Source organism: Vibrio sp. (assembly GCF_048266485.1).
In the GTDB taxonomy this organism is placed as follows: Bacteria; Pseudomonadota; Gammaproteobacteria; order Enterobacterales; family Vibrionaceae; genus Vibrio.
The window spans coordinates 29,185-50,308 of sequence record NZ_JBLWZK010000010.1; the positions used below are offsets into that span (position 1 = coordinate 29,185).

The following is a 21,124-nucleotide window of genomic DNA, read 5'->3' on the forward strand; positions in this document are numbered from 1 at the left end:
ATGTCGAATATAAACCAAACTAGGTGTATCAATATGAAAAAAAGTGCCCTTATCAATTCTGAACTTTCACATCTGACTGCCACATTAGGGCATACCGATGAAATTACCATCTGCGATGCTGGGTTACCTATCCCAAACACAACTCGTCGTATTGATTTAGCACTGACACTTGGTATCCCAACTTTTGCTCAAACTGTTGATGTATTTTTAAAAGAATCACAAATTGAAGGGGTCATTTTGGCAGAAGAATTTAAACAATTCAGTCCTGAACACCACAACGCCCTACTTGCACGAATTGAAGAAGAGCAACAAATAACAGGTAAAGAAATCAGCATTACTTACATCAGCCATGAAGCTTTTAAATCGAGGACTCAACAAAGTAAAGCAATCGTTCGTACGGGTGAGTGTACGCCTTATGCAAATGTAATCTTTTTATCTGGTGTCACTTTTTAAGCGAGTTATGAATATGACAAAAGCTATTTTAGAACTCAAGCAAATAGAAAAGGCGTTCCCTGGTGTAAAGGCGCTCGACAAAGCTAGCCTTAACGTTTATCCAGGACGCGTAATGGCTTTAATGGGAGAAAATGGAGCCGGTAAATCGACGCTGATGAAAGTGTTAACAGGTATCTATTCTTTAGATAACGGCAGTATTCATTATCAAGATCACCCCGTCTCCTTCAAAGGACCAAGAGATTCACAACAAGCCGGAATTAGCATTATTCACCAAGAGTTGAATCTAATACCTGAGATCAGCATTGCTGAAAATATTTTCCTTGGCCGTGAGATGACCAATGCGTTTGGTCGTATTTTATGGAGCCAAATGTATGAAAAAGCGGCAGAGCTTCTTGCACGATTAAACGTAAAACGTAGCCCAAAAACCTTATTGGGCGATCTAAGCTTAGGTGAACAGCAAATGGTTGAAATCGCCAAAGCCCTATCGTTTGAATCAAAAGTTATCATCATGGATGAGCCAACCGATGCATTGACAGACAAAGAAACGGAATTTCTATTTAAAGTGATTAATGAGCTACGCGCTCAAGGCTGTGGCATCGTCTATATTTCACACCGTTTAAAAGAGATTTTTGAAATTTGTGATGATATTACCGTATTACGAGACGGAAAATTTATCGGGGAATGCGAAGTAAAAGATACCGATGAGGATTCACTGATTGAAATGATGGTTGGCCGAAAACTTGAAGAGCAGTACCCACGTATTGCTGTGCAATCTGATGAAACTCGTCTCTCCGTCAAAGGATTAACAGGCAAAGGTATTGATAACATTAGCTTCGATCTCAAACGAGGTGAAATATTAGGCGTTTCTGGCTTAATGGGCGCAGGTCGTACTGAGCTCATGAAAATGCTCTACGGTGCCCTACCTTATCACTCTGGAGACATTTTATTAGAGGGCAACAAAATTCACCCTACCTCACCTCAAGAAGGACTTGCTTGTGGTATCGCTTATATTTCAGAGGATCGTAAAGGTGATGGCTTAGTACTAGGGCTTTCTGTCAAAGACAACATGACACTATCCGCCCTACAACACTTTAGCTCTGGAGTTCAAATTCAGCATAAAAGTGAAGTCATGGCAGTGGATGACTTTATTGATCTTTTCAATATAAAAACCCCAAGCCGAGAACAAATCATCGGAAACCTATCCGGTGGTAACCAACAAAAAGTAGCGATTGCCAAAGGATTAATGACTCGACCTAATGTGTTAATTTTGGATGAGCCTACTCGGGGCGTCGATGTTGGTGCCAAAAAAGAGATCTACCAATTAATTAATAAATTTAAAGCTGAAGGGATGAGCATCATTCTTGTTTCTTCAGAAATGCCGGAAGTGCTTGGCATGAGTGACCGGATTTTAGTTATGCATGAAGGCAAAATCAGTGGCGAATTTGACGCCAAACAAGCTAACCAAGAATTACTACTGGCTTGTGCAGTCGGTAAAAACATCAGTAAGGACGTCGCATGAGCAGCAACACTATCAATAAACCGAATACACCAGAACAACCAAAAAAACCGTTATTGAGCAAAGAATGGTTGATTGAGCAAAAATCGCTCATTGCCTTAATCTTTTTAATCGTGGTGGTTTCCTTTTTAAACCCTAACTTTTTCACCGTCGACAACATACTCAATATTCTGCGCCAAACCTCCGTTAGCGCCATTATTGCAGTGGGTATGACTTTGGTTATTTTAACGGCTGGTATCGATTTAAGTGTCGGTTCTGTTCTGGCTTTATGTGGTGCTTTTGCCGCCAGTTTAATTGCAATGGAAGTCCCCGTATTAATTGCGGTTCCAACTGCCCTATTAGCAGGTGCTATTTTAGGTGGTATCAGTGGTGTCATTATCGCTAAGGGTAAAGTTCAAGCCTTTATTGCAACCTTAGTCACGATGACGCTTTTGCGCGGTGTCACCATGGTTTATACCGATGGTCGCCCAATTTCAACTGGCTTTACGGATGTCGCAGACAACTTTGCTTGGTTTGGTACTGGTTACACACTAGGTATTCCTGTTCCTGTCTGGATCATGGTATTTGTTTTTGCTGCAGCTTGGTATGTCTTAAACCACACTCGTTTTGGTCGCTACGTTTACGCATTAGGTGGCAACGAATCGGCAACTCGCTTATCTGGTATTAATGTCGACCGAGTAAAAATTGGTGTCTACGCGATTTGTGGCTTACTTTCTGCTCTTGCGGGTTTGATCGTCACATCACGCTTATCTTCTGCTCAGCCAACCGCTGGCATGGGATATGAACTCGATGCGATTGCTGCCGTTGTCGTAGGTGGTACCAGCTTAATGGGTGGTCGTGGCCGCATTATGGGCACTTTAATTGGCGCATTGATTATCGGTTTCTTAAATAACGCGTTAAACCTGCTTGATGTCTCTTCTTATTACCAAATGATTGCTAAAGCAGTGGTTATTTTATTGGCCGTACTAGTTGATAATAAAAATAAATAATTGATTGATAATAAACGTCATTACCGACACTAAGAGCTAACAATAAGCTCCCCTACTATAAAGGAATAACAACATGAAACTTAAAAAACTAACTACTTTGCTTTCCGCTGCCATGTTAACCAGTACGATGTCGGTTGCCGCGCACGCTCAAGATACAATGGCTATTGTGGTATCAACACTAAACAATCCATTCTTCGTGAGTATGAAAGATGGAGCCGAAGCCAAAGCAAAAGAACTCGGTTACGATCTAATTGTTTTAGATTCTCAAAATGATCCAAGTAAAGAACTATCTAATGTCGAAGACCTTTCAGTTAGAGGTGTAAAAGCAATACTCATTAACCCAACCGATTCTGATGCTGTATCTAACGCGATTCGAATTGCGAACCGTGCAAATATTCCAGTATTAACACTCGATCGTGGCGCAAGCCGTGGTGACGTTGTCAGTCATATTGCTTCTGATAACGTTGCTGGTGGTGAAATGGCAGGTAAATTCATTATTGAAAAAGTCGGTGAAAAAGCCAAAGTTATTCAACTTGAAGGCATAGCTGGTACTTCCGCTGCTCGTGAACGTGGCAAAGGTTTCATGAATGCCGTCCAAAATTCACAACTAGACCTTCTTGCAAGCCAGCCGGCTGATTTTGACCGAAGCAAAGGTTTGAATGTAATGGAAAACCTACTTGCGGCTAATGGTGATACCCAAGCGGTATTCGCGCAAAATGATGAAATGGCACTTGGCGCTCTACGTGCGGTACAAGCGTCAGGAAAAGATATTTTAATTGTTGGCTTTGATGGTACCGATGATGGTATTGCTGCAGTTAAACGAGGCATGTTAGGTGCAACAATTGCACAACAACCCTCTCTAATTGGTGAGTTGGGTGTTGCCACTGCAGACAAAGTTCTAAAAGGTGAGTCGGTAGAAAAAAATATTCCGGTTCCACTTAAAGTGATTACTAAATAATCACTTAATGTGAGGGCTGAACCGCCCTCACTTTCCTCATTTTTAATGCTCATTGCTATGACGTATCTAGGTCATATCAATTCGTATTTAAACGTTATCGCCATAAGGATGATATATGAACAAGCTGATCGTTTTAGGTAGTGTTAATGCCGATCATGTACTTCAAGTTCCCTCTTTCCCTCGCCCAGGTGAAACTCTAATGGGACGTAATTACCAAGTTATTTCTGGTGGAAAAGGAGCGAATCAAGCGGTAGCCGCCGCACGTTTAGGTGCAGATATTGGGTTTATAGCTTGTGTAGGAAGTGATTCCTTTGGGCAAAATATCATTCAAAGTTTTGCGCAAGATGGAATCAATACTGACTATATATCTACCATTCCATCGACACCTACCGGCGTAGCGTTAATCCAAGTCTCAGATGAAGGCGAAAATAGTATTTGCCTTTCACCTGAAGCCAATAATGCTTTAGACCAAGATCGAGTGTCTATTTTCAAAGATCCTATCCAGCACTGTGATTATTTACTTCTGCAACTTGAAACCCCTTTAAATGGTATTGAGTCGGCTATCAAATTGGCTAAATCAAGTTCTAATTCTGGTATCAAAGTCGTTTTAAATCCAGCTCCAGCGAAAGCATTGCCGGACTCTATCCTAAATAGCATTGATATTATTACCCCAAATGAAACTGAAGCAGAAGTCTTAACCGGTATTACTATCACTGATGATAATTCAGCACAAGAAGCAGCAAATAATCTTCATGAGAAAGGTATCTCAACCGTAATTATTACTCTAGGTGCTAAAGGTGTATGGTTAAGTGAAAACCGAAAAGGTAAAATTATTCAAGGCTTTAAAGTAAAAGCGCTGGATACTACCGCCGCCGGCGATACCTTTAATGGTGCTTTTGTCACTGCGCTACTTGAAGGAATGGCAACAATACCTGCGATTCAATTTGCACATGCTGCCGCAGCCCTTGCAGTGACTCGATTTGGAGCACAAACCTCCATCCCGACACGGCAAGAAACGAATGATTTTTTAGCACTGCAAGCATGTTAATTTAGCATTTAAATTTATTTACTTTCAATCAATAGGGAATCATCACATGGCAACAATGAAAGACATAGCTCGACTTGCTCAAGTGTCGACGTCCACTGTTAGCCATGTTTTGAATAAGACACGATTTGTTAGCGAAGATATTGAAAAACGCGTAAAACAAGCAGCAAAAGATCTTAACTACGCGCCATCAGCATTAGCTCGTAGTTTAAAGATGAAGTGTACTAAAACCGTTGGGATGTTAGTGACTACCTCAACCAACCCTTTCTTTGGGGAAGTACTTAAGGGCGTTGAAAGACGTTGTTATGAAAAAGGTTATAACCTGATACTTTGTAACACTGAAGGTGACAGCGAACGCATGAAAGCCTCTATCGACACTCTGTTACAAAAGCGTGTCGATGGTTTAATGTTAATGTGCTCTACCCTTGAGGGAGAAGAAATTGAAATTTTTGAACGCTATCCGGAACTGCCTGTCGTCGTTATGGATTGGGGCCCAATGAAATATGCAAGTGATAAAATTCAAGATAACTCTTTCAAAGGTGGGTACTTGGCAACTCAGTATTTAATCGATCATGGTCATACCGACATAGGCTGTATCACTGGTCCACTACATCGTAGTCAAGCATCATTACGTTTTGATGGTTTTAAACAAGCTTTACAAGATCATAATCTAACTTTAAATAAAAATTGGATTGTGCCAGGCAACTTTGAATGTGACGGTGGCTATGATGCTTATCAAACTCTGAAACTCAATGGATCTTTACCGAGCGCATTATTCATCTGTAATGACATGATGGCACTAGGTTTAATTAATGCTGCAAACCACGATGGTGTAAAGATCCCTCAAGATCTTTCCATTATTGGTTATGATGATATCCAATTAACTAAGTACATCACTCCCTCTTTAACCACCATCCATCAGCCAAAATATCAACTAGGCAAAGCCGCGGTCGATACCTTACTCTCACGCCTTGAAACTCCAAATGCCCCTCAACAAGTGATTCAATTAGAGCCAACATTAATAGAACGTCATTCCGTAACCAAATACCCAATAAAATAGCAGATATACATCAAGCAGTATCCGAACATATTAGCTGGGAAGTTACTTGGGTATGATACCGAAGTGAGTTATTATTCACGCCGTTTTTCATTCTACCTATTTCTTGGAGCCCTCATGGCCACTGGACCTTACAATAAAAATAATCGTCATTCGCAAACAACTAATAGAAGTAATAAGTCCAGTACTCAAAAGCCAAAATCTAATAAACCCCAAGCCAATAATAAGACCGCATCATACCGTTCAAAGTCATTGATACAAAAAAAACCTATCGGATTGCATCCACGTAATCTGCATCATGGTCGTTATGATTTTGATAAATTAGAAAGTGCAAATCCTGCACTAACAGAATTCGTGATCCTAAATCCTCGCGGTGAACGTTCGATTAGCTTTAGCGATCCTAAAGCGGTGTTAGCACTCAACGAAGGACTGTTAAAAGCATATTATGGTCTAGAATTTTGGCAAATCCCACCGGGTTATCTATGCCCGCCAATTCCGGGAAGAGCGGATTACATTCATTATCTCGCCGACCTATTAAGCGCAACAAAAGAGAAAACTGATGTGCTTATCGTCGAAAATGATGAGCGAGATCCAAATGCTGGTTCAGCCAATCATAAACATACGGTCCTTGATATCGGCACAGGTGCAAACTGCATCTACCCTATTTTAGGCTCAAGCTTATATGACTGGAATTTTGTTGCTAGCGATATTGATCCGATTTCAGTCAAAACTGCACAGTTATTAATTCAGGCGAATAAGAGACTGACGAATAAAGTGAAAGTTCGTCAACAATCTAAACCAAGCAGCATTTTTTACGGCATCATCAAACCGAACGACGATTTCATTTTGACAATGTGTAATCCTCCCTTTCATGAGTCATTAGAAAAAGCACGTGAAGGCAATTTACGTAAAATAAATAACCTCAATAAAGGCAAAACGGTGCCGCTATCAAAAAATAACCAACCGGTTTTAAACTTTGCAGGAACTGAAAGTGAGTTGTGTTACGAAGGTGGTGAGATTGCTTTCTTGAAACAAATGGCCATCGAAAGTAAAGATTTTGCCAAGCAGGTATGTTGGTTTACTAGCCTAGTCTCCAAGAAAGAAAATGTGCCGTTACTACAGCAACAGTTAAAGAAATTAGGCGCAACCAATATTCGCGTCGTTGAAATGGCACAAGGCCAAAAAATCAGCCGTTTTGTCGCATGGAGCTTTTTGACGAATTTAGAGCAGAAGTCATTTTTTAATTAAGCTATCTCCTTTGTACTTGAAGTTGAAACTTTGTTAACTGCAACTCCAATTAATTTGGGTATATAATCAATAACTTCACACATAAAAATGCTCAGCAAATTCACTGAGCATTCTATTTAATCGTATTTCTTATTCGGATTATTTCGCTTTACGACGATCCGCTACCGCTTTTGCAAGTTGGCGCAATACTGTTTCTGTATCATCCCAACCAATACACGCATCGGTAATACTCTGACCATAGTTTTCAACTTTGCCATCAACCAAATCCTGGCGACCTTCGTTTAAGTGGCTTTCGATCATTACACCAAAGATAGCATCTTCACCACTCGCGATTTGAGCGGCAACATCTTCAGCAACAACCATTTGACGTTGAAATTGCTTAGAACTGTTTGCATGACTGAAATCAATCATCACTTTTTGGCGTAGTCCCTTTCCTGCTAATTCTGATTTCACAGCAGCAACATGTTCAGCACTATAGTTTGGTTCTTTACCACCACGTAAAATTATGTGGCAATCTGGGTTACCTGCAGTTTCGACAATCGCAGAGTGCCCGTATTTAGTGACCGATAAGAAATGGTGAGATGCACCAGCAGAACTACAAGCGTCTGTTGCAATTTTAATGTTGCCATCGGTGCCATTTTTAAAACCAACAGGACAAGATAACCCAGATGCAAGCTCACGGTGAACTTGTGATTCGGTTGTACGGGCACCAATTGCGCCCCAACTGATTAAATCACCAACATATTGAGGTGTGATCATGTCTAAAAACTCACTCGCCGTTGGCACGCCGCTATCAGTTAAATCAAGAAGCAGCTTACGTCCCATACGAACACCATCATTGATTTGATAGCTATCATTTAAGTATGGGTCGTTTATAAGTCCTTTCCAACCTACAGTTGTGCGTGGCTTTTCAAAGTAGACCCGCATTACCACCTCAAGGTCACCTTTTAACTCATCACGTAATACTTTTAGTCGTTTAGCATATTCAAGAGCCGCATCGGTATCATGAATAGAACATGGGCCAATAACAACTAACAAGCGATCATCTTTATCTTCAAGAATATTGTGAATACTTTGGCGAGATTCAAATGTCGTATCACTAGAAGTTTCAGTGGCAGGAAACTTTTCTAAAACAGCGATTGGCGGTAAAAGTTCTTTAACTTGTTTAATTCTTACATCATCTACTTTTTGCATAACGACATTGTCCTTGTTTTGTGTGTATCTCAAGCTTTGATTCGATAAACAGTTCGAATTCTCTAATGCTTAAAATATGTTAATTTCTGTTCCTTCTAATTAACTTATCCCTACAAAAACAGAACTTCAATCATTAATTTCCATATAAGACATATTTTATACATTTTTGAAGCCACTGAGGTTCAAATTGTTCTAGCCAAATAAAAAACCACCGTATCTGATTTTGATATCGGTGGTTTTCAGTTAATAGGGCCTGTTGATCTTTGGTGATTATTTTTGCAGCGTAATGACAACCGTTTCGCCATCAACGGTAAGTTCTAAAGCATTACCATTGAGTTTATACGAGACTTCTACTTGCTTACCTTCATTCTTATTTGGAACAAGAAGAGTCAAAATATTGTGCTCTTTTGCTGATTTAAACTCTACCTCAACATGACGGTGAATTTCTAAATCTTCATATTCAGTTGGGTCAACGTCACCGAAGCCTTCTACATTTTTCACAGAAAGAATGTTATCAGCGCTTTCATTGATAAAATTCACATCAAGATGCGCGATTTCGCCACGGATAGTGAAGTTCTTATCTGCCACTTCGTTTGTGAATGTAGTGTGCATTAACCAAGTCATGTCTTTCTCTTCAGAAAGCGTTGCTTTGTCTTGCATCACAAATACTTTACCTTTCACAAACCAGATCTTGCGCTTATAAGATTCAATTTCAGGAACAAAATACTTATAAGATGCGGTGGCATCACCTTCCACGAACTTAACATCAGACTCTGTATCGTAATCGGTAATGTTACCGCCCGCTTCAATACAGTAACGATCTTGGTGCGCTTCATAACCAGTATTTTTGTTTTCGCCATATTGACCTTTACCACCAAACAGTGGAAGGTTTTTAGAGAATGTCTGACGACGCCATTTGGTGTGCATATCAACGCCAAAACCACCATAATAACCTGTAATTGATGCTAAAGTTTCCCCGAACGCATGCAGAGTAAAGGCATTTTGGTCGCCATGTGAGTGGCTGATTGAACCAAACGGAGAACATTTGAATACCATATGAATATGGTTATCACGCTCAGTCATCTTGTTATGGAACGCTGCCCAACCGGTAATTGGAAAGACTTTCAATAATGGCTCATTAGACGGTGCTTTTTCTTCTGGTGCATCCCAAAGAATATTGAAACGAAGATCATCATAACCAAAATCCCACCAACCGAAGTTGTAGAATTTTGTATGCGCTTCAGTATCGCGACCTTTAAGCTGGTTGTAGTACCAAACATACTCAGGTTTTTGGTTTACACCCGCATAATGCTTGATGTTATAGGCCAATTTTAAACCAGGGAAATCACCAATAGAAGATTGGTCACAAAAGCTTGCACGTTTAGAGTGTACTGGCATGCAATACAGTGGGAAATCACCTGTATTTTCGTAGAAAGTCTTATTAAACATATCTACGCCACAGTAAGCTTTCAATAGATCGAATGCTTCACCTAGGAATGCTGTTTGGGTATTCCAGTAGTCAGGACCTTCCGCCCAACCGCCATCTTCACCGCCCCATGGCGGATAGTGAACCGCATAGTACTCAAGAGCATAAGCAATGTACTCGCCCGCTTTAGGATGATCGTGATATAAAGCAATACACGTTGGAATAATCGCAGAAGAAATCGAACGAACACCGTGGCTGTTCAATGGATTGTTAAGTAGATCAACGGTTACTTTAAGGTGGTGCATGATCTCATCAAGACGAACAACGAGTGCTTCTTGAACTTGTTGACGTTCTTCATCGGTAAAGTATGCATGTAGCCAGTCATAACCCCAAGCCATTGCCGCGATAACACGGAAAGCGGCTTCATCATTGTAACCACGAGAGGTTACGCCATCTGGATCGTACGTCGATAACTTAAGTGTCCAAGCTTTTGCTTTGGCAATCAGATCTCCGTCATCTTTCACAATACCTGCAATAGCAAGGTTACGAGTTGCATTCATCGCCATTTGGCAATCGACATACATTTGACGCCAATAAGGACGCCATAGTGATGCTTTACCTACCGTTTCTTCAGGGTAAGCTTGTGGCTCTTCATAAGGTTCTACATCTAAGAACTTAACTGTAGAATTATTATAAAAATCATTGAACATGCAGTATGAGTCGTCAGCTTTTACTTTCGCTTTAAATTCAGCAAGATTTTTTGATTGTACTAAAAGACGTGGACGCTCAGCACTCAAGTTATCTAAAAATGATAAATCAAAGTCACGCTTTTGGACTTCAATAGGAAGTAAATCAACTAAGTTACCCGCTGATGTGTCGTTTTCTAGTTTGATTTTCCTGATCGCATCAAGAGATTTTTGGTCTGTCATAGTCACTCTCTTTATATAAATTTTAAGATTAAGTTTATCTGAACTACTAAATTAATCTTATTGTATTACAAAAAGAGAAGGTGAGTAAAATAATCTAAACAAGCTTTTGTTAAAAGTGCTTAGCTCTGTCACAAAATCATACCAGTCACACTCATTAAATGATCAGAAATTGCGTAGGAAAAAAGCTTGAGACCAAGGTAAAAATTTTCAATAAGTAGTTATTCTACAACCAAAATTTTCAACGAAGTTATCGAGCTTTTTAACAAACAAGGATGAACAAATAATTAGTACGATTGGTATTAATAAAATTAATCTTATTATTGATAAGTAAAAACACAAAACGCTGACTATTGAGTCAGCGTTATCATTGTTAATTCTTTGAGAGAACTTATTTATCTTTCATTTGAGACTGAGATTGATCACGTTGGTTTTGAAACCAAAAACGTTTTCTACCGTTTGAACGAATCATAGTTATTTTCCTTCTTATTTATCCCAAGTCACCTTCAGATGTAACATTCTCATCTTTAGATTTCTTGGGGATATACATCACTGAAATTACTCAATTATTTAGACAAAAACTGTGATGCTAATCGAATACTCAAAAATGAGCATATAAGCCGGTATTAACCTATTTATTTTGACGCTGAGTTCGAGTTTCGCTTTTAGGGAATATCGATATAACGACTCTTCGAAGACACTTTCTTTTATCGAAAGTACGGTGAACAGAATTACAACGGGACTTGATGCTAAAGCAGAGGGTCGAGTATTAATTTTTCACACTTCAAACAATGAAGTTTATAAATGGGTTATTTGGGCTTGCCTTTACCAGCTTGTTAAGCAGTGTGCTTAGTCTGGTTTTTTATTTTTGTGTTACTTCTTATAAAAACAAACGCTGACTAATAAAGCCAGCGTTTATTATATCTTCCAGTGTTAGAGATAAACTCTACACTAAAAAATCAATTATTAAGCAGGAACAACGTTCGCAGCCTGAAGACCTTTTTGGCCTTGCTCTACTTCAAAAGACACTTTTTGGCCTTCTGCAAGAGTTTTGAAACCTTCAGAAGCGATCGCACGGAAGTGTACGAATACGTCAGCGCCACCGTTGTCTTGAGTAATGAAGCCGAAACCTTTCTCTTCGTTAAACCATTTAACGATACCAGTTGTTTTAGACATATTATGTCCCTTATCTTGTGTGCAATAAATGCAGTTCATAAATGATGTCGCCAAATGCGACGGGTGCTGCGTTGAACGATTTAATGGTTTATTAAGCGAAGGGAAAATCTAAGAACAAAGACAAAAACGAAGCTGTATTTGAGGATTCTACTTTTACTAAATTGTTTCATTAATCACTCTTATCAACAGAGCGAGGTAAATAGTACAGGGTTTGAGAGAGATGTACACCTTTTTCGTACATATTATTGAAAATAAATCTTGTTTGGGTTTTTCGTCACATATTTAGCAGGCTGAGTTAGTAAAAATTATCTCAAAAATTCAGCCTACCCTTTGCCTTGTTTTGCTTAAGCTAATTGAACTAACAACCATTCCTTTACTTGAGCTAACTCTTCAGCATTCTGTGGGTATCGAATTGCAACCTCATTTAAAGCGGTCATTATCCCTTCAGCATTATAAAGCTGCCCGGTCAAAGCCTCTTGCAATGCTTCAAGCGGTGCAGGATCTAGGCTATCGGTAAACACTTGTACTTCTTCGATGTGCGCTTTCTTGACGTTAAAATGTAGCTCCACACCACCCCATTTGAAACGTTCGTCAATGTGGTGGCTAAACTCAGGCGTGTTACCAAAGTTCCAATGCCAATCTTGTTGCTTAGTAAAGGTCGCTTCAAAGTTTGGTAAATCCGGCATCGCCTCTTCGGAGATAAACTCTGGCTCGACTGTTTCGCCATAATAGTCAAAGAACGCCTGTTTGATCGCTTCACATAAACTGTCGTGGGTTAAAGTATCATCTAACTGATTGAGATTAATTACGCGAGATCGTACCGAGGTAATGCCTTTCGCTTGTAGCTTTTTCGGATCTGGGTTGAGATAGTCCGCTAAACGACTCATGTCCGCATTTAATAGAATCGTGCCATGGTGAAAGCCACGGTCCATTGTTTCTCGATAAGCTGAGCCAGAGAACTTACGCTCTCCTTCTTCTGTTTCCACTACAAGATCATTACGCCCTGTGGCTTTGCCTTCTATACCTAATGCTTTCAATGCATCTAATACAATTTGCGTAGACACGGTTTTATCGTATCCCGGCTTGCCTGCCATGAAAGTAAAGTTGCTGTTGCCAAGATCATGGAATACCGCTCCACCACCGCTTTGTCGACGAGCGAGAGTAATACTATCTCTTTCCATACGCTGAGTATTACACTCTTTCCAAGGATTCTGCGCTCGACCAATCACCACCGTATTGTCGTTACGCCACAGAAACAACACCTTTTGGTCTGCACTCATCGAACGGAAAATGGTATCTTCTACCGCTAAGTTAAATAGAGGATTGGTTGAAGTAGAAAACAGCAAACGAAGTGATGACATAAAAACTCTCAGTAGTTAATGCATTGATAACCAGATATTAACCTGAATGAAAAGCATCTGTCCTTAACCAAGATGTAAAATTTTGCTTTTCCAGCAGCTTTCCATTAACTCATTTCACGCTTGGTGGTAAGCTCCATCAATAAAAAGTAGTTTGTTGAATTAAGGAGAATTCTAGTGCCCATTTCTCATGAGCTTGCTTCATCATTTGTTGATAATGGAATACTTTACCAACCACACCAATTTCAAGTTCCGCTTAAGCATGATGATAAGCAAAGCCAGACCATTACCGTTTATGCTCGCGAGTTAGTCAGTCTAGGGAAACAAACGCAAGATTTACCATGGCTGGTTTATTTCCAAGGTGGCCCAGGCTTTCCTTCCCCTAGAGCAAATGGACAATCGGGCTGGTTAAAAGCAGCGCTCCAGCAATATCGCGTATTGTTACTCGATCAACGAGGTACAGGGTTAAGTTCACCAATTACTCACCAAACACTTGAAGGCATGAGTAGTGATGAACAAGCAGACTATCTCTGCCATTTCAGAGCAGACAGCATTGTCAAAGATGCCGAAGCCATACGTAAACATTTCAATGTGGAAAAGTGGGCTATACTTGGTCAAAGCTTTGGTGGCTTTTGTTCATTAACCTATCTATCGCGTTATCCTAATAGTTTATTAAAATCTTATATCACTGGTGGCGTTCCTTCTTTAACTCGCCATGCCGATGAGGTTTACCAAGCAACTTACCTACGGGTAAAACAAAAAAATGACACTTTCTTCCGCCAATTTCCACAGGCGCAAACCTTGTGTCAACGCATTGCAGACTACTTGCTCAATCACCAAACCTATTTACCTAACGGCCAGCTATTTACCGTAGAACAATTTCAAATGATCGGTATTAACCTAGGTCGTGGCAATGCAGCGCTACCTATGTACTACCTGCTTGAAAGCGCTTTTGTCACCGTAGATGGCAAAGAAACATTAAGCTACGCGTTTTTGAATGCCATGCTGGCGGAGCAGGCTTACCAAACTAATCCTATCTATGCCATTTTGCATGAATCGATTTATTGTCAGCCTTTTGCTAAGAATGATTCAGAGCAAACAGCATCGGCTTGGTCGGCGCACCGTGTTCGACAAACCTACCCTGAGTTCAACTACCAAACTGGAAATCCTTTCTTATTTACAGGAGAAATGGTGTACCCGTGGATGTTTGAACAAATGCAATGCTTAAAACCATTAAAAGAGGCGGCAAACAAACTCGCTGAAAAGCAAGATTGGTCTGCTCTTTACGACGTAGAACAGTTAAAAAAGAATACCGTCCCCATTGCTTGCGCGGTTTATGTTGAAGATATGTATGTTGAGTTCGATTATTCACGTGAAACCCTAACAAATATACCGAACAGTCGCGCTTGGATGACCAATGAATATGAACACAATGGTATTGGTGTCGACGGTGAAACCATCTTTAATCGACTTGATGAGATGCTAAACCAAATTAGCTAATATTTTCAATATGCAAGAGAACAACGCCGATGTATCAATCACATCGGCGTTTTTATGTTATCGACCTATTTACACTGTAAAACCAACAGTGACAGTGTCACAATATTAAGAAGCGAATCTTATCAACATCTGCAATATTTCTCGTTCTTCAACGTAACTTGAATCCTTTATACTCAAGCCAACCCGCCGATTGGGTTCTATTACATGAACCTAGTGCGATTAATGCAACTGAATAAATAAAATTAGCGCCACCTGATTATCTCTTCTAAGTGGCGCTATCTGTTTTGCTACTCTTTATTCATACCATCAGCCATCGCATTAACTAAAGCATGATCTTTCGTATCTCCTGATAAATCCCATGAAAATATTCCTGCCAAATTATTAGCTTTGGCCCATGCAGCTTTAGCTTTAATAGATTCAGGATTATCGTAGCTAATGAACACTTGTTTTTCAGGGTTCCATAAATATGGCGCTTGGGCCACTTTATCATAGCCTTGTACGTAGCCCTGTTTGCTGGTGTAGTTCTTCATCAGATCCCAATACATGAAGAAGCCAGGCTCCGTTGTACCAAACGTTGCCCCTTTCTCTGAAGTTAATGTTGAGCTAGGTAACTTACCATCAAAGTCTTTCGTACCTTCCCAACCACGGCCAAAGAATGTCGCGCCAATAACCAATTTTTCTGGGGGGATACCTTGAGCGATCATTTGCTTAATAAACACATCAGCGCCCATTCCCCACCAACTACGCTCCGTTGCATGTAGATTAGTTAAATGGCCCGTTTGTTGACCCCAGCCACCTAAAAAGTCGTAGGTCATAGCAAACATATTAGTTAGGTATTGCTCTGCATTCTGAAAATCTATTTGGGTTGTTTTAGGACCAACCCCAACCGCCATAGATAATTCATACTCACGTTTTGTTTTCTCTTCTAACGCATCGAGATCTGCTCGAATAGTTTTTACTAAATAAGTAAAGGCTTCTTTTTCCAATGCTTTTTGTTCATCGGTTAATTTTGTGTCAGGATTCCATGGAGAAGTTGTTAAGCCACCGCCTCCTGGGTATTCCCAATCTAAATCAATACCATCAAAAAAATCATATTGAGCAATAAGCTCTACGGCTGTACGTGCAAATTGATCTATGGCTTTTTTATCCTTAGCCATCTCATGGAAAGGTTCAGACATTGTCCAACCGCCAAAGGATGGTAGAATTTTCAAATTTGGGTGATTAGCTTTTAACTGTGCTAATTGAGAAAAATGACCTTTGTAATCCACATCAACAGATACAGCCCCGAAATCATGCTCAAGCGCCGCCTCTTTATCGACAATAATGGCGGTATAAGGATCTTTTCCTTCACATTGCTGGGCAACCTGAGCTTGAACGGCTTCGCCTGCACCAGTATGTGGCCCACACATGGATAGAAATGCATAAATAATATGTGTCAATTTGTCCGCAGGAATATCGTGTACAGAATATGGATTGATATCGCTTTTATAAAACCAATCAGCAAAATAACCAGCAACGATGGGTGTGTTCACCGACTTTTCCGCCGCAAACACAGTTGTAGCACTGAAACTTACACACAAAATAGAACTTACCAACGTTGGTAATATTAATCTTTTCATTTCTATCTCCCAATAAATCACGACCAATCAAAGTACACGCAGTCTAAATGCACACTAAGCATATGATTATGCTCTCTCAATTCATCATGCTATTGCGTAAACTTAATCTTAATTATGAAGTTCGTAAAACCCAAAAGTTCAATTTATGACCTGTGGTTATTTTTTGAGGAAAAATAATGTATTTCATCATGTGTGTTGCATACTTTTTCAAATTAACACGCAAAATTCATAAGGCATTAAATGCAACCGTTTGGCTAAAAAGAAGCAATTTTAAAAATAGATAAGATCTAAAATTAGCAATCGTTTCCTTAAAATAAAGTGAGATCTAGGCATCTTTTTTCACTCACTTGGTTTGACTTGAGTTCGTTATATTTCAATTATGAGTACCTAATTAAACCTTACAGACTTTAGCTTGCTACCTTAATATCACTTAGCTGAGTTATTTTTCTTCTGTTATTTCATTTCAATTATTAGATAGGGTTATACATGAGTAGTAAATTAGAACAACTTCGCGCACTCACTACCGTTGTTGCAGACACTGGTGATATTGATGCCATCGCGAAATACCAACCTCAAGATGCCACCACTAACCCATCATTGATTTTAAAAGCTGCGCAAATTGAAGACTATTCACGCCTGATTGATCAATCTATCGCTTATGCCAAAGCACAAAGCGACGATGCAGACCAACAAGTGCAAGATACTTGTGACATGTTAGCGGTAACGATTGGTCAAGAGATCTTAAAAGTGATTCCGGGTCGCATTTCAACCGAAGTAGACGCTCGTCTTTCATATGACACTGAAGGCAGTGTGAAAAAGGCTCGCCAGTTAATCAAAATGTACAACGATGCTGGTATTACTAACGACCGTATTTTGATCAAACTGGCTTCGACTTGGGAAGGCATTCGCGCAGCGGAAGTTTTAGAAAGTGAAGGCATCAACTGTAACCTCACCCTACTTTTCTCTTTTGCTCAAGCTCGCGCCTGTGCAGAAGCAGGCGTTTACTTAATCTCGCCGTTTGTTGGCCGTATTATGGACTGGCACAAAGCGAAAGAAGGTCGTGATTTTGAAGCAAGTGAAGATCCTGGTGTTAAATCTGTTACCAATATCTACAACTACTACAAAGAACATGGTTACGAAACGGTAGTCATGGGCGCAAGCTTCCGCAATACTGGTGAAATTTTAGAGCTTGCAGGTTGTGATCGCTTAACCATCAGTCCTCAGTTGTTGCAAGAGCTGGAAGACAGCCAAGGTGAAGTGGTGCAAAAACTAAAATCGGCGCAAAGCATTCAAACTCAACCAGAAAAAATGACGCATGCTGAGTTCTTGTGGGAACACAACCAAGATCCTATGGCGGTAGAAAAACTGGCTGAAGGCATCCGCGCCTTTGCTGTCGATCAAGGCAAACTAGAAGCCATGATTAAAGCGAAACTTTAAGCCTACAATTATCAAGCTCTAGGAGTTGTTGAACTAGGCTTTACCTTGTTAAAATGGTCAGTTAGTTGCTGACCATTTTTGTTTATCGGAGTTCCTATGTATCTATACCCTACTATTTTGGTCGCCATTAATCCTAATGACATACATGCCAAACAGCTTGTTATTAAAGCCGCGACCATTGCGATGCAAAACCAAGCAGAACTTCACCTTGCTTATGTCGAAAAAGGCATTTTTAATACTCACTACCTATATCGAGATGAAGGGTTATTCAACTTTCATCCCGGAAAAGAACTGGATCGCATTCAACAATTGCATGAGTTGAGTCAATCAAGCCCTTATCCTGTAAAGAATATTCATTTTGCTGCGGGGGAAGTCATCAAACACTTAGAAGATTTAATTGAAGAAGTTGAAGCAAAGCTTGTCATCGTCGGTCATAAAAACAAGCTCACACACTTCTTTGGCGGTATTGAAAAAGATTTATCCGCCGATCTGCATTGCGATATTTTGCAAATGCATTGCTTTGAGTAATAGTCCAAAACCTTCATACAAATTAACCTTACAAGTGATATGACAGTTTTTATTCCTTAGTGAATAAAATTGTTATTAATCCAAGCACTATTTGTAATATATAAGGTAAAGTACTTTGCTTGTTACGCCGCCCTGCCATGCTAACAGTAAGGTGCAATAAGCGACTACCGACCTATCACGCGATCTATTATCATACGAGCCACTCTCAAACTCTCCATTCCAACACTTGCCAGTTTTCTTGATCAGAATGAGCTTTTAAAGCTGGGCATGGATTCACTAAATACGCATAATCGGCAAACTCACACAAAGGTAAGTCATTGATTGAATCGGTGTAGAAATGGATTTCGGAAAAGCCTTCTGGTTGGCGCTTAATCCATTCTTTCAAGCGTAATACTTTGCCTTCACGATAGCTTGGAATACCAGAAATCTCTGGCGTATAGCAACCTTGCTTGGTTACCAAATCAATGCCTAAAGCATGGGAAACTCCAAGGTGACGTCCAACGACACTCACTAAAAACGACACGCTAGCAGAAATAATCACCATCTGAGCTTGTTGTTGTTTAAGCTGCTCAATCAAGCCTTTCGATTGATCAAACTGCTTAGCTAATATTTCTTCCACCACACATTCTTCCACCAGTTGATTAACCTCTTCAACTGGCACGCTCGCTAAAGGAGCAATCGAGAACTCAAGATAATCTTGCATATCCATTTTCCCTTGTGCATACAGACTCATTAAGCGTTTATCTTGCTCAAGAAAATTCGCGTCAATGATGATGCCTTTACGCACTAAAAAAGCATTCCATAACATTGCACAATCAGCATCAATTAACGTCTCATCCATATCAAAGACATACAAAGGTTGTGTCATATTAAGCACCCACAGGTTGAATTTCATTGAGATTAAAAAGTAGCTCAAGAGAACTCCCTTCTGGCATCAAGCGCTCAGATGAACGGTTTAATAAATCGACCGTTAACTCACACTCATCCACCGCTACTTGATAACGAATAATATTGCCTAATAATTGGTGGCTTTTAATCACCCCTTGTCGTGGCGATGAGATATGTTGCGCATACTGACGCCCTTCTTCTTTGACATAAATCGACTCTGGACGGATCGCCACTTTGCTTGTCGTATCAAGGTCTAACAAGGCTTTAGCACAACGGCCATCAATCAGGTTATAGTGCCCCATAAAACCGGCTACAAACTCATTGGCAGGTTGGGTATAAATCGCTTCTGGCGAACCTGCTTGTATTATCTCACCCTGGTTCATCAAGAAGATGCGGTCAGACATGATCATCGCCTCTTCCTGATCGTGAGTAACAAAAATCGTAGTCAGATTCATCTCTTTTTGAATGTCGCGGATTTGTTGGCGTAAATGCTTACGAATTTTGGCATCCAATGCCGATAACGGCTCATCCAACAATAAAATTCTCGGTTTTACGACCAAAGCACGCGCTAATGCCACACGTTGACGCTGACCACCTGATAATTGATGTGGATACTGTTTCTCTTTGCCTTTTAAATCCACTAACTCAATCACTTGGCTCACCAGTTTAGCGACCTCACCGGAAGCCACTTTTTTCATTTTCAGCCCAAAAGCAATGTTGCCCTCAACGGTCATATTCGGAAACAAAGCATACGACTGAAACACCATGCCAATGCCACGCTCTTGTGGTGATTGATGCGTAATGTTTTCATCATTGACCCAAATCTCACCTTGATCGACCGGGTTTAATCCTGCAAGGCTACGCAATAAAGTTGATTTACCACAGCCACTTGGCCCTAAAAGCGTAATAAATTCGCCTTGTTCAATGTTAAAATCCACATTCTCAAAAACAGTATTATCGCCAAATGATTTGGTTAATTGTTTTGCAGTGACATAACTCATGCTGTTACTCCGCGGCTGAAACGACTTGCCAACCAAGTCAATACAAAGATAAAGATGAAATAAGTGATAACCAGTGCAGAAGTAAAGTGACCACTGGTTTGTCGCATGTTGAAGAGATAAATTTGTAGCGTCTCATAACGTGTTCCGACCAGGATATTGGCAAAAACAAACTCACCTAATAAGAACGAGAAAGACAAAAACAACGATGCCATTAAGCCTTTCTTCAAATTCGGTAAGATGATCAGTAAAAACGCTTTGCTGGTACTCGCGCCTAACAAATGCGCGGCATCCATCAAATCGTGCAGATTGATCGATTCAAAACTGTTCGCAATAGCGCGATACATAAATGGCACCGCGATAGTGAAGTAGGTTCCAACTAGAATCCACGGCGTCCCCACTAACGACCAATCGCTGTCTGCATACAATTGCAACAACCCCACCGATGACACCACTGGCGGTACGGCGAATGGTAACAAGATCATAATATTCATGACCTTATCCAGCTTTGGAAAGTAGTAAAACACCACAAAAATTGCCGGTAAAATCAACACTACACTGAGTAACAGCGCCGCGATACAAATAAATAACGAACGTCCAAAAGCTTGCACAAAACGCGGGTCGGTCAGTAATTGCACATACCAATCTAAGGTGAAACCATCCGGTAAAATGGTCGCCCCCCAACGTGATGAGATGGAATACACTAATGTGGCGACAATCGGGATCATCATGACGCTAACAATGCTAAACACTACGGTTTGATGGAATAGCATCGTTTTATGAAATCGAGTATTCAGTTCTTTCATGA

The 21,124-nt window shown here is 40.2% G+C and carries 18 protein-coding genes; 10 read left to right on the forward strand and 8 right to left on the reverse strand.

Translation table 11 applies throughout. The annotated features are described in order from the left end of the window. Positions 1-33: 33 nt before the first annotated feature. The 7 genes from rbsD to rlmF all read left to right on the forward strand — a co-directional run bounded on the left by rbsD (position 34) and on the right by rlmF (position 7,266). On the forward strand, positions 34-453 hold the full coding sequence (gene rbsD, locus ACN0T8_RS11910) for a D-ribose pyranase (protein ID WP_417880843.1): 420 nt from the start codon (positions 34-36) through the stop codon (positions 451-453). A gap of 13 nt (positions 454-466) precedes the next feature. Continuing rightward, positions 467-1,972 carry a ribose ABC transporter ATP-binding protein RbsA gene (gene rbsA, locus ACN0T8_RS11915; protein WP_417880844.1) on the forward strand — a complete coding sequence of 502 codons (1,506 nt, stop codon included), beginning with the start codon at positions 467-469 and terminating at the stop codon, positions 1,970-1,972. Then, positions 1,969-2,958: a ribose ABC transporter permease gene (rbsC, locus tag ACN0T8_RS11920; protein WP_027695841.1), complete on the forward strand. Its 990-nt coding sequence runs from the start codon at positions 1,969-1,971 to the stop codon at positions 2,956-2,958. The genes rbsA and rbsC overlap by 4 nt, the downstream gene beginning before the upstream one ends. A gap of 73 nt (positions 2,959-3,031) precedes the next feature. Continuing rightward, positions 3,032-3,916: a ribose ABC transporter substrate-binding protein RbsB gene (gene rbsB / locus ACN0T8_RS11925; RefSeq protein WP_417880845.1), complete on the forward strand. Its 885-nt coding sequence runs from the start codon at positions 3,032-3,034 to the stop codon at positions 3,914-3,916. Positions 3,917-4,031: 115 nt separating this feature from the next. Continuing rightward, complete coding sequence (gene rbsK, locus ACN0T8_RS11930; RefSeq protein WP_417880846.1) at positions 4,032-4,964, forward strand: ribokinase; 933 nt, start codon at positions 4,032-4,034, stop codon at positions 4,962-4,964. Between the two features lie 46 nt (positions 4,965-5,010). After that, the gene (locus ACN0T8_RS11935; protein ID WP_417880847.1) at positions 5,011-6,021 is read left to right on the forward strand and encodes a substrate-binding domain-containing protein; all 1,011 of its coding nucleotides are present in this window, start codon (positions 5,011-5,013) and stop codon (positions 6,019-6,021) included. Between the two features lie 114 nt (positions 6,022-6,135). Further along, positions 6,136-7,266, forward strand: coding sequence for a 23S rRNA (adenine(1618)-N(6))-methyltransferase RlmF (gene rlmF, locus ACN0T8_RS11940; protein WP_417880848.1), 1,131 nt, complete (start codon positions 6,136-6,138; stop codon positions 7,264-7,266). Positions 7,267-7,404: 138 nt separating this feature from the next. Here rlmF and aroG read toward each other — a convergent pair whose 3' ends face one another. The 4 genes from aroG to ACN0T8_RS11960 all read right to left on the reverse strand — a co-directional run bounded on the left by aroG (position 7,405) and on the right by ACN0T8_RS11960 (position 13,349). Further along, positions 7,405-8,460 (reverse strand): 3-deoxy-7-phosphoheptulonate synthase AroG, encoded by a 1,056-nt coding sequence (gene aroG / locus ACN0T8_RS11945; RefSeq protein WP_417880849.1) that lies wholly within the window; start codon positions 8,458-8,460, stop codon positions 7,405-7,407. Positions 8,461-8,730: 270 nt separating this feature from the next. Continuing rightward, positions 8,731-10,815 (reverse strand): DUF4962 domain-containing protein, encoded by a 2,085-nt coding sequence (locus ACN0T8_RS11950; RefSeq protein WP_417880850.1) that lies wholly within the window; start codon positions 10,813-10,815, stop codon positions 8,731-8,733. 963 nt (positions 10,816-11,778) lie between these two features. Next, complete coding sequence (locus tag ACN0T8_RS11955) at positions 11,779-11,988, reverse strand: cold-shock protein (protein ID WP_017025742.1); 210 nt, start codon at positions 11,986-11,988, stop codon at positions 11,779-11,781. Between the two features lie 344 nt (positions 11,989-12,332). Further along, a complete protein-coding gene (locus ACN0T8_RS11960; RefSeq protein WP_417880851.1) occupies positions 12,333-13,349 on the reverse strand; it encodes a lipoate--protein ligase in 1,017 nt (338 codons plus the stop codon). Positions 13,350-13,529: 180 nt separating this feature from the next. On the opposite strand from ACN0T8_RS11960, the gene ACN0T8_RS11965 reads away from it, so the two are divergent. Next, entirely contained in the window at positions 13,530-14,846 is a 1,317-nt protein-coding gene (locus tag ACN0T8_RS11965) for an alpha/beta fold hydrolase (RefSeq protein WP_417880906.1), read from the forward strand. 287 nt (positions 14,847-15,133) lie between these two features. On the opposite strand, the gene ACN0T8_RS11970 is transcribed toward ACN0T8_RS11965, so the two are convergent. Then, complete coding sequence (locus ACN0T8_RS11970; protein ID WP_417880852.1) at positions 15,134-16,465, reverse strand: glycoside hydrolase family 18 protein; 1,332 nt, start codon at positions 16,463-16,465, stop codon at positions 15,134-15,136. 486 nt (positions 16,466-16,951) lie between these two features. On the opposite strand from ACN0T8_RS11970, the gene tal reads away from it, so the two are divergent. Both tal and ACN0T8_RS11980 read left to right on the forward strand, forming a co-directional pair. Continuing rightward, complete coding sequence (gene tal / locus ACN0T8_RS11975; RefSeq protein ID WP_417880853.1) at positions 16,952-17,902, forward strand: transaldolase; 951 nt, start codon at positions 16,952-16,954, stop codon at positions 17,900-17,902. A 96-nt stretch (positions 17,903-17,998) separates the two neighbouring features. Further along, positions 17,999-18,430 (forward strand): universal stress protein, encoded by a 432-nt coding sequence (locus tag ACN0T8_RS11980; protein WP_417880854.1) that lies wholly within the window; start codon positions 17,999-18,001, stop codon positions 18,428-18,430. A gap of 205 nt (positions 18,431-18,635) precedes the next feature. On the opposite strand, the gene ACN0T8_RS11985 is transcribed toward ACN0T8_RS11980, so the two are convergent. The 3 genes from ACN0T8_RS11985 to ACN0T8_RS11995 are packed head-to-tail and all read right to left on the reverse strand — an operon-like array spanning position 18,636 to position 21,122. Continuing rightward, positions 18,636-19,298, reverse strand: a complete 663-nt coding sequence (locus ACN0T8_RS11985) for an HAD family hydrolase (RefSeq protein WP_417880855.1) — start codon at positions 19,296-19,298, stop codon at positions 18,636-18,638. A gap of 1 nt (position 19,299) precedes the next feature. Further along, positions 19,300-20,319 (reverse strand): ABC transporter ATP-binding protein, encoded by a 1,020-nt coding sequence (locus ACN0T8_RS11990; RefSeq protein ID WP_417880856.1) that lies wholly within the window; start codon positions 20,317-20,319, stop codon positions 19,300-19,302. Then, complete coding sequence (locus tag ACN0T8_RS11995) at positions 20,316-21,122, reverse strand: ABC transporter permease (RefSeq protein ID WP_417880857.1); 807 nt, start codon at positions 21,120-21,122, stop codon at positions 20,316-20,318. Before ACN0T8_RS11995 ends, ACN0T8_RS11990 begins: the two co-directional genes overlap by 4 nt. Positions 21,123-21,124: the final 2 nt, after the last annotated feature.

Bases quoted from the DNA above. Each gene is read 5' to 3' on its own strand.
- rbsC (WP_027695841.1), top strand. From the start codon at position 1,969: ATGAGCAGCAACACTATCAATAAACCGAATACACCAGAACAACCAAAA.
- ACN0T8_RS11980 (WP_417880854.1), top strand. From the start codon at position 17,999: ATGTATCTATACCCTACTATTTTGGTCGCCATTAATCCTAATGACATA.
- ACN0T8_RS11985 (WP_417880855.1), bottom strand. From the start codon at position 19,298: ATGACACAACCTTTGTATGTCTTTGATATGGATGAGACGTTAATTGAT.
- ACN0T8_RS11960 (WP_417880851.1), bottom strand. From the start codon at position 13,349: ATGTCATCACTTCGTTTGCTGTTTTCTACTTCAACCAATCCTCTATTT.
- ACN0T8_RS11950 (WP_417880850.1), bottom strand. From the start codon at position 10,815: ATGACAGACCAAAAATCTCTTGATGCGATCAGGAAAATCAAACTAGAA.
- aroG (WP_417880849.1), bottom strand. From the start codon at position 8,460: ATGCAAAAAGTAGATGATGTAAGAATTAAACAAGTTAAAGAACTTTTA.
- ACN0T8_RS11990 (WP_417880856.1), bottom strand. From the start codon at position 20,319: ATGAGTTATGTCACTGCAAAACAATTAACCAAATCATTTGGCGATAAT.
- rbsA (WP_417880844.1), top strand. From the start codon at position 467: ATGACAAAAGCTATTTTAGAACTCAAGCAAATAGAAAAGGCGTTCCCT.
- rlmF (WP_417880848.1), top strand. From the start codon at position 6,136: ATGGCCACTGGACCTTACAATAAAAATAATCGTCATTCGCAAACAACT.
- rbsD (WP_417880843.1), top strand. From the start codon at position 34: ATGAAAAAAAGTGCCCTTATCAATTCTGAACTTTCACATCTGACTGCC.
- ACN0T8_RS11955 (WP_017025742.1), bottom strand. From the start codon at position 11,988: ATGTCTAAAACAACTGGTATCGTTAAATGGTTTAACGAAGAGAAAGGT.
- ACN0T8_RS11935 (WP_417880847.1), top strand. From the start codon at position 5,011: ATGGCAACAATGAAAGACATAGCTCGACTTGCTCAAGTGTCGACGTCC.
- ACN0T8_RS11995 (WP_417880857.1), bottom strand. From the start codon at position 21,122: ATGAAAGAACTGAATACTCGATTTCATAAAACGATGCTATTCCATCAA.
- rbsB (WP_417880845.1), top strand. From the start codon at position 3,032: ATGAAACTTAAAAAACTAACTACTTTGCTTTCCGCTGCCATGTTAACC.
- ACN0T8_RS11970 (WP_417880852.1), bottom strand. From the start codon at position 16,465: ATGAAAAGATTAATATTACCAACGTTGGTAAGTTCTATTTTGTGTGTA.
- tal (WP_417880853.1), top strand. From the start codon at position 16,952: ATGAGTAGTAAATTAGAACAACTTCGCGCACTCACTACCGTTGTTGCA.
- rbsK (WP_417880846.1), top strand. From the start codon at position 4,032: ATGAACAAGCTGATCGTTTTAGGTAGTGTTAATGCCGATCATGTACTT.